This is a genomic window from Rodentibacter myodis (genome assembly GCF_001999305.1).
GTDB lineage: Bacteria > Pseudomonadota > Gammaproteobacteria > Enterobacterales > Pasteurellaceae > Rodentibacter > Rodentibacter myodis.
The window spans coordinates 188,981-205,204 of the sequence record NZ_MLHQ01000011.1; the positions used below are offsets into that span (position 1 = coordinate 188,981).

A 16,224-nucleotide genomic window follows, 5' to 3' on the forward strand; every position below is an offset into this window, starting at 1 on the left:
AATGGCTGAACTCAGTTACGAAGAAGAATTACGTTACAATCGCCAAATTATGCTCAACGCCGTTGATTTTGACGGACAGGAAAAACTCAAAGAAAGCAAAATGCTCATTGTAGGCTTGGGCGGTTTGGGCTGCTCTGCGGCACAATATCTTGCCGCAGCCGGTGTGGGGCATTTAACGCTGTTGGATTTTGATACGGTTTCCCTTTCCAATTTACAACGTCAAATTTTACATTGTGATGCAAGATTGAATATGCCAAAGGTCGATTCGGCTAAAATCGCGTTGGCACAAATCAATCCGCATATTGAAATCAATACCGTCAACGAAAAATTAGACGAAGAAAAACTTGCCGAAATGCTACCGCACTTTGATGTGATTTTAGATTGCACCGATAATGTGGAAATTCGCAATCAACTGGATCGCCAATGTGAGAAAGCCCAAATCCCCCTTATTTCCGGTGCGGCAATTCGGCTGGAAGGACAGGTTTCCGTTTTTACTTACCAACCCAACACGCCAACTTACCGCGATCTCAGTCAACTTTTCGGACAAAATATTTTGAGCTGTGTTGAAGCGGGCGTGCTTGCACCGATTGTCGGCATTGTTGGTTCAATTCAGGCCTTAGAAGCAATCAAAGTGCGGTTAAATATCGGTAAGAATTTATGTGGACGGTTACTAATGATTGACGGAATGACAATGAAAGTGCGAGAAATTCGCTTGCCCGTTAATTTTAAATAGTGCTATCATCCCGCCCCGACAAACCATTTGTCTTATGTCGCAAGTTTTGTGTATAGGAAAATGATGAACCTTTCTTTTTTCACATTATTTATACCTTTCTTGCAAATTTTCTATTCAACTTTTAAGGTTTTCTATGAAAGAGATTTTGCAACAATTCAAACAAGACTATCTCATTAAATATTGGAATCCCATTGTTGCGGTCATCGCCGCCGGTTTAATTTCGGCTTATTATTTCGGCGTAACCGGCACTTATTGGGCGGTAACCGGTGAATTTACCCGCTGGGGCGGACACGCTTTACAAGCTCTTGGCGTTGATGTTTCCGAGTGGAATTATTATAAAATCATCGGAATGGACGGGACAATCTTCACCCGCATTGACGGTGTGATGATTCTCGGTATGTTTGCCGGTTGCATTTCTGCCGCATTATGGGCAAATAACGTGAAGTGGCGCAATCAACCACACAAACGCCGTATCGCTCAAGCCTTAATTGGCGGTGCATTGGCCGGTTTTGGCGCACGTTTGGCGATGGGCTGTAATCTCGCCTCACTGTTTACCGGTATTCCACAATTTTCCGTTCACGCTTGGTTTTTCACCATTGCAACGGCGGTAGGGACTTATGTTGGCGTAAAAGTTACCCTGCTACCAATGTTTCGGGTGAAATTAGAACTGAAAAAAGGGGCGGCAAAATTAAAAGAAACCGACCCCAAACAGGCACAACGCCGTTTTTGGATTGGTATGCTGATCTTTTTTGCCTATCTCACCGCCTCTCTCTATGTAATGACAGAATCCATTAAACTTGGTTTTGCAATGCTTTGTGGCTTGGCTTTCGGATTACTCATTGAACGGGCGCAAATTTGCTTTACTTCCGCATTCCGTGATCTCTGGGTAACCGGCCGTGCCTATATGGCAAAAGCCATTATCTTCGGCATTCTAGTGGGAACAATCGGCGTATTCAGTTATATCCAACTTGGTGTTTCACCTAAAATTATGTGGGCAGGCCCAAATGCGATTATCGGCGGATTACTTTTCGGTTTTGGGATTGTCCTTGCCGGCGGTTGCGAAACCGGCTGGATGTATCGCTCAATGGAAGGACAGGTTCACTTTATGTGGGTTGGTTTAGGCAACGTGGTGGGGTCAACCTATCTGGCTTATGTATGGGATGATATTGCCCCCGTACTGGCACTTGACTATGAAAAACTCAATCTATTGAAAGAATTTGGTGCGGTGGGGGGATTATTCGTTAATTACGCCTTACTCATTGCCTGTTTAATTGCGGTTGTCTGGTGGGAACGCCGCTTCCTCGCAAAAGCAAAAGCCAAAATTGCCACAGCTCAAAATTGTGGCTGCGGCGCATAATTTATTCTTCATTAACTCAAAAGGACTTAATATGGCATTTACTGTTGTACAAAAATTAGATAAAGATCCGAAAGATATTACACCGGATTACACATTAGACACCCTTGGTGAGCCTTGCCCTTATCCGGCAATTGTGATGTTAGAAACAATGCCACAACTGCAAAAAGGGGAAATTTTGGAATTATTAAGTGATTGTGCGCAATCCATTAACAATATTCCGGTGGACACCAAAAACCACGGCTACACCCTACTAAGCGTTGAGCAAGACGGTACAAAATTGCGTTATCTTATTCAACGATAACTCAAAACGAAAAATCTGCACAATCAAGGAAGAAAGTGCAGATTTTTTTCGGTTGTAATAAAAATGTGATTATTGATGACCGCACTTTCCTCCCACTCTCCGACTATACCTCCTCCGTAAATGGAGGTATAGAAGAAAAATTTTCAGTGTTATGTAATAAACACTCTAAACTGAAATACCGTGGTTCAAGGGACGAAACGCTTAGTCTCCCTATTAAAATTCGAGTAATTTCAAAGAATTAAAAATTAAGGACGCCGGCGTGACGTCCTTAATTTTCCTTTAAAATAATTAATTATTTCGATGAAACATCACTGCAACTTATTTCATCACACGTCTCATTCTGATGTTCAACATTTCCACCACAACGGAGAAGCCCATCGCAAAATAGATGTAGCCTTTCGGAATGTGAATATCAAGGCTTTCTGCGATTAAGCTGATTCCCACTAAAATTAAGAATGCAAGCGCAAGAATTTTTAATGTCGGGTGGGTATCCACAAAATCACCAATTGGTTTAGCGGCGAACATCATCACACCCACGGCAATCACGATTGCTAAAATCATCACCGATAAGTGGCTTGCCATTCCCACTGCGGTAATCACAGAATCAAGGGAGAACACAATATCCAAAACCGCAATTTGGATCAATACACCGAAGTAACTGACTTTCTTTTTATTTTCACTTTCGTGATGTGCTTCCGGATGCATCGCTTCTTTAATTTCACCGCTACTTTTCACAATTAAGAACAAGCCGCCAAGGAATAAAATTAAATCCCGACCGGAAATTTCTTGGTTAAAAACGGTGAAAAGCGGTTCGGTGAGTTTCATCATCCACGCAAGGGACATTAAAAGCAAAATTCGGGTTATCATTGCCAAACCGAGTCCGATAATACGACCGGATTGGCGTTGGTGAGCCGGTAAACGCCCAACTAAGATACTGATAAAAATAATGTTATCGATCCCTAAAACGATTTCAAGTGCCGTCAAGGTGGCAAGTGAAACCCAGGCCTCAGGATCGGAAAGCCATTCAAACATAATTCATTCCTTAAATAAAAAATCGGAAGCGCGGATCATAACCACTTTATGAAGAAAAGCAATGGCTAATTTGTCAGCTTTTTAGGGTTTCAAAAATCGTTTCCGCCAATTTACGGGAAATGCCCGGAACAGAGGCAATATCATCTAAAGTGGCATTTTTTACGCCTTGCAAGCCGCCAAGATATTTCAATAACGCTTGGCGGCGTTTTGCCCCGACCCCTTCAATGGTTTCTAATCCACTTTGGGTGAAGGCTTTTTGGCGTTTTTTGCGATGTCCGCTAATGGCGTGGTTGTGGCTTTCATCTCGAATATGTTGAATCAAATGCAATGCCAAGCTGTCATCAGGCAAATGAATTTCACGGTTTTGTTTACTGATAATCAACACTTCTTGCCCCGCACGGCGATCCACCCCTTTTGCCACACCAATTAAGTGCGGTCGATTTTTGTCCCATTTTACATTGAGGTTGGCGAACACTTCCAAAGCCCGATTTAACTGCCCTTTACCACCATCAATAAAAATAATATCGGGAATTTTGTCTTGTTCCAGATCTCGGTCATAACGTTTTTTCAATGCCTGTTCCATTGCCGCATAATCATCACCGCCGGTAATCCCTTCAATATTAAAACGGCGATAGTCGGCTTTTAACGGCCCTTCTTGATTAAACACCACGCAAGAGGCAACCGTTTGATTGCCCATCGTGTGGCTAATATCAAAACATTCCATTCGTTTAATTTCCGATACCTCAAGCAATTCACACAAGGCTTGATAACGTTCCGACATTCGTGAAGATTGTTTTAGCTGGGTTGCCAATGCCGCTTTGGCATTCACTTGTGCCAGTTGCAGATATTTGCTCTTATCGCCTTTCACACTTTCTTGAATCGTCACCTTTCTACCGGCTTGTTCGGTCAATAATTGCTCTAATTCGGATTTTTCCGCCAGTTTACGATCCACAATAATGCTATTTGGGATACTTCTACCTTGATGTCCCTGCAAATAAAACTGCCCGACAAAGGTTTCTGTGAGTTCCGAAAGATCGGTATTTGCCGGTACTTTGGGAAAATAACTACGATTTCCCAACACTTTACCTTGGCGAATAAACATCACCTGCACACACGCTAAACCGTGTTGGTAAGCAATGGACATAATATCCATATCATCCAAGCGTTCATTAGAAACAAATTGTTTTTCGATGACGGAACGCACGGCTTGAATTTGATCGCGATAACGTGCCGCCTGTTCAAAATCAAGTGCTTGACTCGCCTGTTCCATTTTACCGATCAAATAATCCAGCACCTGCTGATCTTTGCCCTGAAGAAACAAACGAGCCAATTCCACTTGTTGATGATATTCTTCATCCGTCACATAGCCCTTCACGCAAGGTGCGGAACAACGCCCGATTTGATATTGCAAGCAAGGGCGGGAACGATTGCGATAAACAGAATTTTCACACTGTCTGACGGGAAATAATTTTTGCAATAAAGAAAGGGTTTCGCGCACTGCCCCGGCGTGCGGATAAGGCCCGAAATATTCGCCTGCAATTTTTTTTGAACCTCGGTAAGCGGCAATACGCGGATGACGTTCTTTGGTCAATAAAATAAAGGGATAAGACTTATCATCCCGCAATAACACGTTATAGCGGGGCTGATAAAGTTTAATAAAATTATGCTCTAATAGCAGTGCTTCCGTTTCGGAAGAAGTAATGGTGGTATCAATATGGTGAATGGATGCGACCAAAGCTTCCGTTTTTTTACTGCTCAGATTGGCACGAAAATAGCTGGATAGCCGTTTTTTTAGATCTTTTGCTTTCCCTACGTAAATCACCTGATCTTTATCGTCATACATACGATAAACACCGGGTTCGTGCGACACATCCGCCAGAAATTTTTTGGAGTCAAACATCTTAATTTACTGCCAAAATTGACCGCACTTTTTCCAGATCTTCTGCCGTGTCCACGCCCACTTCCGGCACTTCTTTGGCGAGTTCAACATGAATACGCTCCCCGTTCCATAACACGCGTAATTGCTCAAGTTTTTCCAAATTTTCCAGTTGGGTCGGCTTCCATTGCACATATTGTTTAATAAAGCCGGCACGGTAAGCATAAATGCCGATATGGCGTAAATAGATGTCGGCTAATTCTGCTTTTGTCGGTGTTTGCAAATGCATAAATTGATCGCGATCGTAAGGAATAACGGAACGGGAAAAATACAGCACATAGCCGTCTTTATCCGTCAATACTTTCACCACATTCGGATTAAATAATTCGGCCGCTTGGTGAATTTTCACCGCAAGGGTTGCCATATTGACGTTAAATTTTGCTAAGTTTTCCGCCACTTGGCTCACAATCACCGGAGGAATAAGCGGTTCATCCCCTTGAATATTTACGATAATTTCCTCATCGGCAATCGCTAATTTTTCCACCACTTCCGCCAAACGCTCCGTACCGGAATGATGATGTTCTGAAGTCATACAAACTTCTGCACCAAAATCTTTCGCAACCTGCGCCACATTTTCGTTATCCGTGGCGATAATCACTCGGCTTGCACCGGATTGTCGGGCTTTTTCAAACACGTGTTGAATCATCGGTTTACCGGCTATGTCGGCAAGGGGTTTGCCCAGTAAACGTGAGGAGGCAAATCGGGCGGGAATGATAACGGTAAATGACATAAAATCTTCCTTCTAAAATATTAAGACGTGTTGCTACGCCATAAGTGCAATGAAATAGATTAATTTTTAAATTATATTTTGTGCAATGGCGGCATAGTAGCGAATATTTTGGTGGTAGCTTCAATGCTTAATTATCTCGAATGAACTCGGCTTTTTCGACCAAAAGCAGTGGCACGCCATTTTCAATAGGGTATGCAATATGCTCATAACGACAAATTAATCGTTGATTTTCCACATCATATTGCAAACGTCCAAAACAACGTGGGCAAGCAATCACTTCGAGCAATTTAGGATTTAGACGTTCAGGCATTTCGGTATTTTTCCACCAATTCATCAATTTTTGTCCAAAAGTGCGGTAATTTTTCGCCCTGTTCTTCTGCTTCTGTTATTTCTGCTACTACCGGCACATACCACCAATTTTCTTTTGCAAAGGCTTGGCATTTTACAGCATCTTTTTCTGTCATAAAGAGCGGTTGATTTTCGGTGATTTTTTCTAACTGTGCCGCTTCAAAATGTTGATGGTCTTGAAATGCTTGCTTGTGGTTTAAGGTGATCCCCAGTTTTTCCAGCATAGTGAAAAAACGTTGAGGATTGCCAATACCGGCTATCGCCGAGCCTGATTGAAACGCACTTAACGGGCGTTTTTCACTGTTTTTTAAATTTATCGCATAATGGGGAACTAACCTCATCACGGCATCGGCATATTGGTTTTTTCCCCCATTAGCAATCACAAAATCAACGGTTTTTAAGCGGGCAGGCAATTCACGCAGCGGCCCCGCCGGTAACACAAAACCGTTACCAAGAGCGCGTTCGGCATCCATCACCACAATTTCAATATCCCGTTGCAATTTATAATGCTGCAAACCATCGTCAGAAACAATGATGTCGCACTCCCCTTGTTTCAAGAGTAATTCAATGGCTTGACGGCGATTGGGTGAGATCACCACCGGTACGCCGGTTCGTTTTGCAATAAGAACAGGTTCATCCCCTCCCGCAATGGGGTTCGTCTTTTCCGTCACAAGCAAGGGATAGCTTTTCGATTGACTGCCATAACCACGGGAAATTACACCTGCACGAAGTCCCCGTTTTTTAAGTTCTTCAACAAGCCACACAACCACAGGCGTTTTGCCGTTTCCACCGACGGATAAATTCCCCACAATCACAACCGGTTTTGGCGCTCGATAGATGGATTTTACGCCAAGTAAAAAAAGAACACGGCGAAATTGACTAATAATCCAAAAAAGGCAAGAAAAGGGCAAAAGGAGCCAAGCGAGTTTAGAATGGGTGTACCAAAATGGCATAATTGATCCTTGCTAAAAGTGCGGATAACACAACGCGAGTTTTTCAACCCGCGTCCTGCATTTTAAAATTTAGCCGTTAAACTGCATTCGATGTAACTGTTTATAGGCACCGTTTTGTTCAAGCAATGTTTTATGATTACCACGCTCGCAAATTTCACCGTGGTCGATGACTAAAATTTCATCGGCATTTTCAATAGTAGAAAGGCGATGGGCAATCACCAACACGGTGCGATCTTTTTTCAGTTCTTCAAGTGCGGCTTGAATGGCACGCTCGGATTCGGTATCAAGTGCGGAGGTGGCTTCGTCTAAAATCAGCACAGGTGAATTACGCAATAATGCACGGGCAATGGCTAAACGCTGACGTTGCCCTCCCGATAAACTTGCACCATTCTCGCCCACAACGGTGTCAAATCCCTGCGGTAGCTTTTCAATAAACTCTAACGCATAAGCGGCTTTTGCAGCGGCAACAATTTCTTCCCTTGTGTATTTATCACCGGCGGCATAAGCAATGTTATTGGCAATAGTGTCGTTAAATAAATGCACTTGTTGCGATACTAAGGCACAATTTTCACGTAAATTAGAGAGGCGATAATCTTGAATGTTCACGCCATCCAACAAAATTTCGCCTTCTGAGATATCGTAGAAACGCGTTACTAAATTTGCAATAGTGGATTTTCCTGAGCCGGAACGTCCCACCAATGCCACGGTTTTACCGGCGGGAACGTAAAATGAAATATGATTTAATGCCGGTTCATTCTTTCCTTGGTATGTAAAGGTTACATTTTTAAACTCAAGTTCCCCTTTTGCCGGTTCGGCTTTGTGTGTGCCGGTATCTTTTTCCACATCAAGATCCAAAATTGAAAACAAAGTTTGGCAGGCTGCCATTCCGCGTTGGAATTGAGAATTGACGTTGGTTAAAGATTTAAGCGGACGCATCATTGCAAGCATTGAAGAAAAGACGACAGTAAATGATCCCGCACTTAAATGATCATCGGCAATGAGTGGGGTGGTTGCCAAATAAAGCACGGCGGCTAAGGCAAGTGAAGCAATAATTTGTACCACCGGATCAGAAATCGCATCTGCCGTCACCATTTTCATTCCTTTACGGCGCATATCGTTGCTCACGTGGTTGAAACGCTCTTCTTCCACATATTGTCCGCCAAAAGAAAGCACCACTTTATGCCCCTTGAGCATTTGTTCGGTGGTGGAGGTAAGCTCTCCCATTGAATCTTGCATATTTTTGCTTAATCGGCGGAAAATTTTTGAAACCAAACGAATCAATACGGCAATAATCGGGCCAATCACAAAAAGCACTAAAGTCAATTCCCAACTTGTGTAAAACATCACCACAAGTAAAGAAATGATATACGCCCCTTCACGCACAATGGTTACCAAGGAATTTGATGATGAATTGGCAATCATCTCGGAATCATAGGTGATACGGGAAAGAAGTTTTCCACTGGGATTGCTATCGAAAAAACTCACCGGCATAAACATCAAATGTTTAAATAAACGGCGGCGCATTGTCATCACCACTTTACCCGACACCCACGCCAAGCAATAGTTAGAAATGAAACTACTCACGCCACGCAAGAAAATCATTCCAACCACCACAAATGCCATCATCTTTAAAAAACTGTGATCGGTTTTGCCAAACCCATCATCAAGTAAGGGTTTTAATAAATAAATCAAACCCGAATCTGCCAAGGCGTTGAGAACTAAAGCGATAGCGGCGACAACCAATCCCGACTTAAAAGGTTTAATCATCGGCCACAAGCGTTTAAAGGTTTGCATTGTGGAAAGGTCTTTGTCTTGCATTTTTTGATCTTGCATAGGGATTATCTTCCGTAAAAAATTGTCGGCATTGTACCTTTTATTCATTTGATAATCCAATCACTCGCGCATACCAAGGCGAAAAAGCCTCTCTGGCACGCCTAACAACAACATCATTTGGATAAAATTCAACCCGAATCTGCCCAGAAATTGCCGTATTTTCCACCGCACTTTTGTGTTGAACCAAGCGTGCCGTCACTGAAGAATGTGGAAATTTCCACGGATTCCAACGCCCACTGGAAATAATGGAAATATCCGGCTTGGTTTGTGCCAATAAAAATTCCCCTGTGGATGTTTTACTGCCGTGATGTCCCACCTGTAATACATTAAGTTTAGCTAAAGTGCGGGCAAAAAGCGCTTCGTTTTTTACCTCGGCATCACCGGTGAGCAAAACGCGGTATTGACCGTCATCAATCAAAATCACGCAAGAATCCGCATTATTCGCCCGAACAACCGTTTTTTCAGGTGAAAGCACCCGAAATGAAATACCCTGCCACACCCAATTTTCTCCCACCACGCAAGAAGAGCGGTCAATTTCGCCATAGTTTTTTTCTGACGAACTGATCAACACCGATTGCGGATAAGCCTTTAAAATTGCTTTTGCACCACCGGAATGATCCTTATCATCGTGGCTCAAAATCAGCTTATCCAACACAATACCTTCACGCTGTAAATAAGGTAGGATTTCCAGTTCCGCCATTGAGCCGCTTTGCCACGCCATACCGGAATCATACAAAATGCCTCTGCCATCTTTTACGATCAATGTTGCCAATCCCTGCCCCACATCTAATGTGTCAAGCTGCCAAAGCGGTTTGGTATATTGCCGCCCCACTACCGTCAATAAACATAAAATTGCCAGTGCCGCGGCACTTCCGATGATTTGTGTTCGCTGTATTAGCGACAATGGATGAGCAATATTGAGGGTAAAAAAACGTGTCGGTTTGATTTGCCAATTTTGTTGCGGCAAAGGTTTTTCACGATAAATTGCATAAATTAACAAGAGAAAAATCACACAACAAAGTGCGGTCAAAATAAAGGATAAATTCACCGATACCGACACCTCCCTCCCTTGAAAAAAAGCAATCCCTTGCGTAATCCACTCTGCCAATTTATTGGCGAGTTGCCACGAAGAAACCGCACCATTTGTCAGCACGGCAAAAAGAATCAAAGGAACAAGGAAAAAACTATATAAAGGCACAGCAACCAAATTGGCAAAGAAAGCGGATAAGGCGAAGCGATTAAAAAGAAAAAGCTGTATCGGTGTAAACAATAGTAACAAGCCAAACTGCAAATGAATTAGCCCTAACATCCACCGAATTTTGAGGGGAAAAGGTTGATACCGCCATTGAAAAAGGGAAAACGGCACAGAGCGATACCAGACAATTAAACTACACACCGCCCCAACGGAAAGCCAAAAACTTACGGAAAGCGGCATAAGGGGATCACAAAATAAAAGAAATGCCACCACCAAAATAAAAAGTTGAAAAGCCGAATAATATCGGCGCAAAATTTGTAGCAGAAAAATTACGATCAGGGCTGAAATGGCACGAAAAGTCGGCACCGCAAAGCCTGCAAGATAGGCATAAAAGAGGGCAAGTGTCACACCGCACAACAAAGGGAAAAGCGGATGAATAAAACGGGTCGGCAGAAAAAATTGCAATGCACGTGCCAGTAAAAAACCGATTCCCATAGCCAACCCGATATGCAATCCTGAAATGGCAATTAAATGTGCGGTATTGGTTTGTTGATAAACCGCCCATATCCCATTATCAAGCCAAGCCCGTTCGCCAAAAGCCAATGCCATTAATAAACCTTGTAAAGGTAAATTTTCCGTTTGTTTTAATGCCCGTTGCAATACGCTTTCCCTCAACGAAAAATCTTCGTTTATTTTGACCACACTTTTCACCGTGCCTACCGCAATCACACCTTTAGAAAAATACCATTTTTGACGATCAAAGCCCCCGAAATTTAATCGGGCAGAAAGTGGTCTGAGAGAAACCTCCCCCTGCCAAGTTTCCCCTAAAAAAGGACGTTTTTCTGCTTTCCAATGAAGAAATATGCGTTGCGATCTCCCTTCTTTTTCTAAATTCGTACGGGCGATCACCGTTTGATATTCCCGCTGATGTAATATTTCTTCAATAGTGAAAGTAAGCTGTTGTTTTTGAGGGATAATTTCTTGCGCTTGGTGCAATAAATCAAGGGCGAAAGAATGGCTATAGCCCAATATCAACACATTGAAATTCAGGAAAAGCGAAAAACGAAAAGCCCGGATTTTTTTGAACCAATAGAAAAAAAGTGCGGTCAAAGCGAGGGCAAAATTGCAGAGCAACATTGGTTTCCAACCGATTAACATAAAATCGGGCAAAAACATCAATGAGAGCGAGGCAAAAATAATAACGATTGCCAAAGTAAACACATTAAACCGCATAGCAGGAAAATCTGAAGATAAAATGGACACACGCTATGCTGTTTTTACCGCCAAAGCAATCTTCCCTTATTCATTTTGCGAGCCTGATCGGAAAATAAAAATTTAGCGGGGAAATTTTATTTGCTAAAACATTCAAGTTCTGCTATTTATATCGCCCTCAAAAAATCGGGGTTCGTTAGAACGCATAATGACAATGACAGGAAGTCGTGAAGTTCACGCTTAAATTCTGTTGGTATTAGGAGTGAGATATGTCAAAAGCATCGTTGAGTTTGTTGAATCTGGCAGGAGTGAAACCATATCAGCCTAAAAAAGGTGAAGAATATATGAATGAATCTCAACTTCTTCACTTCAAAAAAATCTTAACGGCTTGGCACGAACAAATCGTGGAAGAAGCCTCCCGCACGGTGGCACATATGCGCGATGAAGCGGCGAATTTTCCTGATCCGGCGGATCGTGCAACGCAGGAAGAAGAATTCAGCCTCGAATTACGCAATCGGGATCGCGAACGTAGATTAATGAAAAAAATTGAATCTACCTTGAAAAAACTGGATACCGATGATTTCGGCTATTGTGATTCTTGTGGTGAGGAAATCGGTATTCGCCGTCTAGAAGCCCGCCCAACCGCCGATCTTTGTATTGATTGTAAAACCTTGGCAGAAATTCGCGAAAAACAGGTCGCGGGTTAATTTATACCGTTGAATCGAAAGAAAAAGTGCGGTGGAAATAACCGCACTTTTTGTATTTTTCGGTATTGTGCCGCAAAGAAATATAAGCTTGTAGGGACACGACGCTCGTGTCCATATCAAAATACCAATAATTTCAACTGGTTAATATTAAGGACGCCAAGCGTGGCGTCCCTACTTTTCCTGTTGGGATATATCATTAAATAAACGTTAAACCAAAACAAACGGAGTTTATTATTTTTACTTATATTAAAAATTTGTTTGGCAAAAAGAAAAAGGTGCAATCGCAAAATGAGAACGCACCAAAGCAGGCAGCCCAAACAAAAGCTCATTCTAGACGAGTTGAGCCTTCAACCTCTCCATCTCGGGCAAATAAAAAAATCGAACGCTCCCATCGTAATGATAAAAGTGTCATTAAAGCCTCAAATTTTGGCATTCATCCGCGTATGTTTAGTCGTAATGCCCTCAGCGTGGTGGAAAAATTACAACGCCAAGGCTTCGAGGCTTACATTGTAGGCGGCAGTATCCGAGATATGTTGTTAGGCAAAAATCCGAAAGATTTTGATGTGGCGACAAATGCCCGTCCCGAACAGGTTCAAGCTATTTTCCAACGTCAATGCCGTTTGGTTGGTCGCCGTTTTCGCTTGGCACATATTATGTTTGGTCGCGATATTATTGAAGTGGCGACTTTCCGTGCGAATCACAGCGATGCCCGTAGTGAACAACAAGCCAAACAAAATAATGAAGGAATGTTACTGCGTGATAACGTTTACGGCACCATTGAGCAAGATGCCAAACGCCGTGACTTCACCGTAAATGCCCTTTATTACAATCCGCAAAATAATACACTGCGTGATTATTTCAACGGTATTGAGGATCTCAAAGCCGGTAAATTGCGTTTAATTGGTGATCCCGTTACGCGTTATCAAGAAGATCCCGTACGGATGTTACGTTCAATTCGTTTTATAGCGAAATTGGATATGTTTCTTGAAAAACCAAGCGAAGCACCCATTCGTGAATTGGCACATTTGTTAAAAAATATTCCGCCGGCACGTTTATTTGATGAAAGTTTAAAATTATTGCAAGCGGGATATGGGGTCAAAACCTATCGTCTATTACGTCAATACGGTTTATTTGAACAACTCTTTCCTTCGCTTTCTACTTATTTCACACCGAAAGAGGATAGCTTTGCGGAGCGAATGATCATCACCGCACTCACCTCAACGGATGAACGCATCGCAGATAAATTACGCATTAACCCTGCATTTTTATTTGCGGCATTCTTTTGGTATCCACTCCGTGAAAAAGTGGAAAACCTGAAGAACGAGGGGGGATTAAATAATCACGATGCCTATGCACTTGCAGGTAATGAGGTGTTGGATTTATTCTGTCGGGCTATCGCCGCCCCACGCCGTCATACTGCGGTGATGCGTGATATTTGGTTCTTACAATTACAGCTTCTTAAACGCACGGGATCGGCGCCAATGCGTGTGATGGAACACCCTAAATTCCGTGCGGCTTTTGATTTATTGGTAATGCGTGCGGAAATTGAAGGCGGGGAAACCGTAGAGCTTGCCAAGTGGTGGCACGAATATCAATTTAGCAATGGCGATCAACGTCAACAACTTGTGCAGGAACAGCAACGTTTACATCCTAAACCGAAGAAAAAATATTTTCGTCCACGTAAACGCCGTAAACCCAGAACTGCGGAATAATGAAAAATGAACCAAGCCTATATTGCCCTTGGCAGTAATCTAAACACGCCTGTTGAACAACTGAACAATGCCTTAAAAGCCATTGACCGTTTAGCACAAACCAAGCTGGTTTCGGTCAGCTCTTTTTATCAAAGCAAACCGCTCGGCCCGCAAGATCAACCGGATTATGTGAATGCCGTTGCAAAAATTGAAACAATGCTTACACCTTTAGCATTATTAGATGAATTGCAACGCATTGAACAGGAACAAGGGCGGGTACGCTTACGCCGTTGGGGCGAACGCACGTTAGATCTGGATATTTTACTTTATGGGGACGAAGTGATTGAAAATGAACGATTAACCGTCCCACATTACGATATGCAAAATCGGGAATTTGTGATTGTGCCATTAATGGAAATCGCACCGAATTTAACGCTCCCAAACGGACAATCCCTGTCCAAGTTAGCCGATAAATTTGTGCAACATTCAATGAAAAAAATCTAAAAAAACAACCGCACTTTTGGGATTAAAAGTGCGGTTGTTTTTATCAAGGTTTTTATGCCGTAATCTTATTTGTTTTTTTCAACAAATCGGCGTGGGCTTTTTTCTGTTCTTTCATTTTTGCGCTGGTTTCGCGGCGTTGGGTAGAAAGTTCTGCACTGCGGATGGTGTAATCATCAACACGGGCTTCATAGTCATCACGCATACTTTCAATAATTGCACGCACATCAGCAATATCCATATCATCGTGAATATATTGGTTTAAATTATCAAGTAATAACACCCGTTTTTGGTTATCACGAATCTTACGATTGATGTCTTCAATATCGCGTTTTAATTTGTTTTTTAAACGATACATACGGACGTACTCCAACACTTCTTGAAAAGATTTTTTATTTACAATTTCCATAAGGGGTCTCTCAATTAAATAAAATAAGCGGCTGTAATTTAGCCTTTTTTATTCCATTCGTCAAAACCTTAAATTTAAAATTTGTGGTCTATATCAAAAAAAGTCCGCATTTTGCTAAAAAGCGTTGATTCTACGCTTTTCTAGTGATAAAACGTAGCCCATTATTTTTCTAAAAAACAAGGAAAACACAATGTCTCAAGTCTTTAATTTCAGTGCCGGGCCGGCAATGATTTTTCCCGAAGTGTTACACAAAGCACAGGCAGAACTCACTAACTGGCTAGGACAAGGCGTCTCCGTGATGGAAGCCAGCCACCGCGGTAAATATTTTATGGAACTCATCACCGAGGCGGAAAAAGATCTGCGTGAAATTTACCATATTCCCGATAACTATCGGGTGCTTTTCTTACAAGGCGGTGCGCGTGGTCAGTTTGCCGCGTTACCAATGAATTTAATCGGCAAAAAAGGGAAAGCACTTTATTTAAATAGCGGTCACTGGTCGGCAAGCGCCGCAAAAGAAGCCCGTAATTTTGCCGCAATTGATGAAATCACCATTGTAGAAAATTGCGATCACACAAAAATTACCCGCTTAGATTTTAGTGATATTGCCGATCAATATGATTATGTTCACTACTGCCCGAATGAAACCATCAGCGGCGTGGAAATTTTTGATGTGCCAAATGTCGGCGATGCCGTCTTGGTAGCGGATATGTCTTCCAACATTCTTTCACGCCAAATTGATGTGAGTAAATTTGGCGTAATTTATGCCGGCGCACAGAAAAACCTTGGCCCTGCCGGTATCACTCTTGTGATCATTCGTGATGATTTAATCGGTAATGCCCGTAAAGAAACCCCATCCATTTGGAACTATGCGGTGCAACGTGATGCGGATTCAATGATCAACACGCCACCAACTTTTGCTTGGTATTTATGTTCTCTCGTGTTCAAACATATCAAAGCCATCGGCGGATTGGACACTATTGCCAAACGTAACCGCTTAAAAGCCCAAACCCTTTATGATTACATTGACGCCAGCAAACTCTATCGCAACGTGGTAGCAAAAGAAAACCGTTCCACAATGAATGTCACCTTTGTTACCGGTAATGCGGAATTAGATGCAAAATTTGTCGCCGAATCCACCGCCGCCGGCTTGCAGGCATTAAAAGGTCATAAAGTATTAGGTGGAATGCGGGCTTCAATTTACAATGCAATGCCTTTAGAAGGCGTGGAAGCCTTAATCGACTTTATGAAAAAATTTGAAGCGGAAAATTTAGCTTAATCGTCATAAG

At 42.5% G+C, this 16,224-nt stretch carries 15 protein-coding genes; 7 read left to right on the top strand and 8 right to left on the bottom strand.

The features are described 5' to 3' along the window. Nucleotide 1 precedes the first annotated feature (1 nt). From moeB to yedF, 3 genes are all read left to right on the top strand, one after another. On the top strand, nucleotides 2–733 hold the full coding sequence (moeB, locus tag BKL49_RS05885) for a molybdopterin-synthase adenylyltransferase MoeB (RefSeq protein ID WP_077423674.1): 732 nt from the start codon (nucleotides 2–4) through the stop codon (nucleotides 731–733). Nucleotides 734–866: 133 nt separating this feature from the next. After that, nucleotides 867–2,090, top strand: a complete 1,224-nt coding sequence (gene yedE, locus BKL49_RS05890) for a selenium metabolism membrane protein YedE/FdhT (RefSeq protein ID WP_077423675.1) — start codon at nucleotides 867–869, stop codon at nucleotides 2,088–2,090. Nucleotides 2,091–2,121: 31 nt separating this feature from the next. Next, nucleotides 2,122–2,391: a sulfurtransferase-like selenium metabolism protein YedF gene (gene yedF / locus BKL49_RS05895; protein WP_005696304.1), complete on the top strand. Its 270-nt coding sequence runs from the start codon at nucleotides 2,122–2,124 to the stop codon at nucleotides 2,389–2,391. A gap of 318 nt (nucleotides 2,392–2,709) precedes the next feature. Here the strand turns inward: yedF and BKL49_RS05900 are convergent, their stop codons facing one another. The 7 genes from BKL49_RS05900 to BKL49_RS05930 form a co-directional block, all read right to left on the bottom strand. After that, nucleotides 2,710–3,423, bottom strand: coding sequence for a TerC family protein (locus BKL49_RS05900; protein WP_077423676.1), 714 nt, complete (start codon nucleotides 3,421–3,423; stop codon nucleotides 2,710–2,712). A gap of 73 nt (nucleotides 3,424–3,496) precedes the next feature. Then, on the bottom strand, nucleotides 3,497–5,323 hold the full coding sequence (gene uvrC / locus BKL49_RS05905) for an excinuclease ABC subunit UvrC (protein ID WP_077423677.1): 1,827 nt from the start codon (nucleotides 5,321–5,323) through the stop codon (nucleotides 3,497–3,499). A gap of 1 nt (nucleotide 5,324) precedes the next feature. Next, nucleotides 5,325–6,089, bottom strand: coding sequence for a 3-deoxy-manno-octulosonate cytidylyltransferase (gene kdsB, locus BKL49_RS05910; RefSeq protein ID WP_077423678.1), 765 nt, complete (start codon nucleotides 6,087–6,089; stop codon nucleotides 5,325–5,327). A 127-nt stretch (nucleotides 6,090–6,216) separates the two neighbouring features. Continuing rightward, entirely contained in the window at nucleotides 6,217–6,399 is a 183-nt protein-coding gene (locus tag BKL49_RS05915) for a Trm112 family protein (RefSeq protein WP_077423679.1), read from the bottom strand. Next, nucleotides 6,392–7,390, bottom strand: coding sequence for a tetraacyldisaccharide 4'-kinase (lpxK, locus tag BKL49_RS05920; RefSeq protein WP_077423680.1), 999 nt, complete (start codon nucleotides 7,388–7,390; stop codon nucleotides 6,392–6,394). The genes BKL49_RS05915 and lpxK overlap by 8 nt, the downstream gene beginning before the upstream one ends. A 69-nt stretch (nucleotides 7,391–7,459) precedes the next feature. Next, nucleotides 7,460–9,223, bottom strand: coding sequence for a lipid A ABC transporter ATP-binding protein/permease MsbA (gene msbA / locus BKL49_RS05925; protein ID WP_077423681.1), 1,764 nt, complete (start codon nucleotides 9,221–9,223; stop codon nucleotides 7,460–7,462). 40 nt (nucleotides 9,224–9,263) lie between these two features. After that, a complete protein-coding gene (locus BKL49_RS05930; RefSeq protein ID WP_077423733.1) occupies nucleotides 9,264–11,651 on the bottom strand; it encodes a DNA internalization-related competence protein ComEC/Rec2 in 2,388 nt (795 codons plus the stop codon). 248 nt (nucleotides 11,652–11,899) lie between these two features. Here BKL49_RS05930 and dksA point away from each other — a divergent pair, with 248 nt between their 5' ends. From dksA to folK, 3 genes are all read left to right on the top strand, one after another. After that, complete coding sequence (dksA, locus tag BKL49_RS05935; protein WP_077423682.1) at nucleotides 11,900–12,337, top strand: RNA polymerase-binding protein DksA; 438 nt, start codon at nucleotides 11,900–11,902, stop codon at nucleotides 12,335–12,337. A 254-nt stretch (nucleotides 12,338–12,591) separates the two neighbouring features. Further along, the gene (pcnB, locus tag BKL49_RS05940) at nucleotides 12,592–14,049 is read left to right on the top strand and encodes a polynucleotide adenylyltransferase PcnB (RefSeq protein ID WP_167367122.1); all 1,458 of its coding nucleotides are present in this window, start codon (nucleotides 12,592–12,594) and stop codon (nucleotides 14,047–14,049) included. 6 nt (nucleotides 14,050–14,055) lie between these two features. Further along, a complete protein-coding gene (folK, locus tag BKL49_RS05945; protein WP_077423683.1) occupies nucleotides 14,056–14,532 on the top strand; it encodes a 2-amino-4-hydroxy-6-hydroxymethyldihydropteridine diphosphokinase in 477 nt (158 codons plus the stop codon). Between the two features lie 52 nt (nucleotides 14,533–14,584). Here the strand turns inward: folK and BKL49_RS05950 are convergent, their stop codons facing one another. Next, nucleotides 14,585–14,938, bottom strand: coding sequence for a DUF496 family protein (locus tag BKL49_RS05950; protein ID WP_077423684.1), 354 nt, complete (start codon nucleotides 14,936–14,938; stop codon nucleotides 14,585–14,587). A gap of 190 nt (nucleotides 14,939–15,128) precedes the next feature. Between BKL49_RS05950 and serC the strand changes: the two genes are divergently transcribed. Continuing rightward, nucleotides 15,129–16,214: a 3-phosphoserine/phosphohydroxythreonine transaminase gene (serC, locus tag BKL49_RS05955; protein WP_077423685.1), complete on the top strand. Its 1,086-nt coding sequence runs from the start codon at nucleotides 15,129–15,131 to the stop codon at nucleotides 16,212–16,214. Nucleotides 16,215–16,224: the final 10 nt, after the last annotated feature.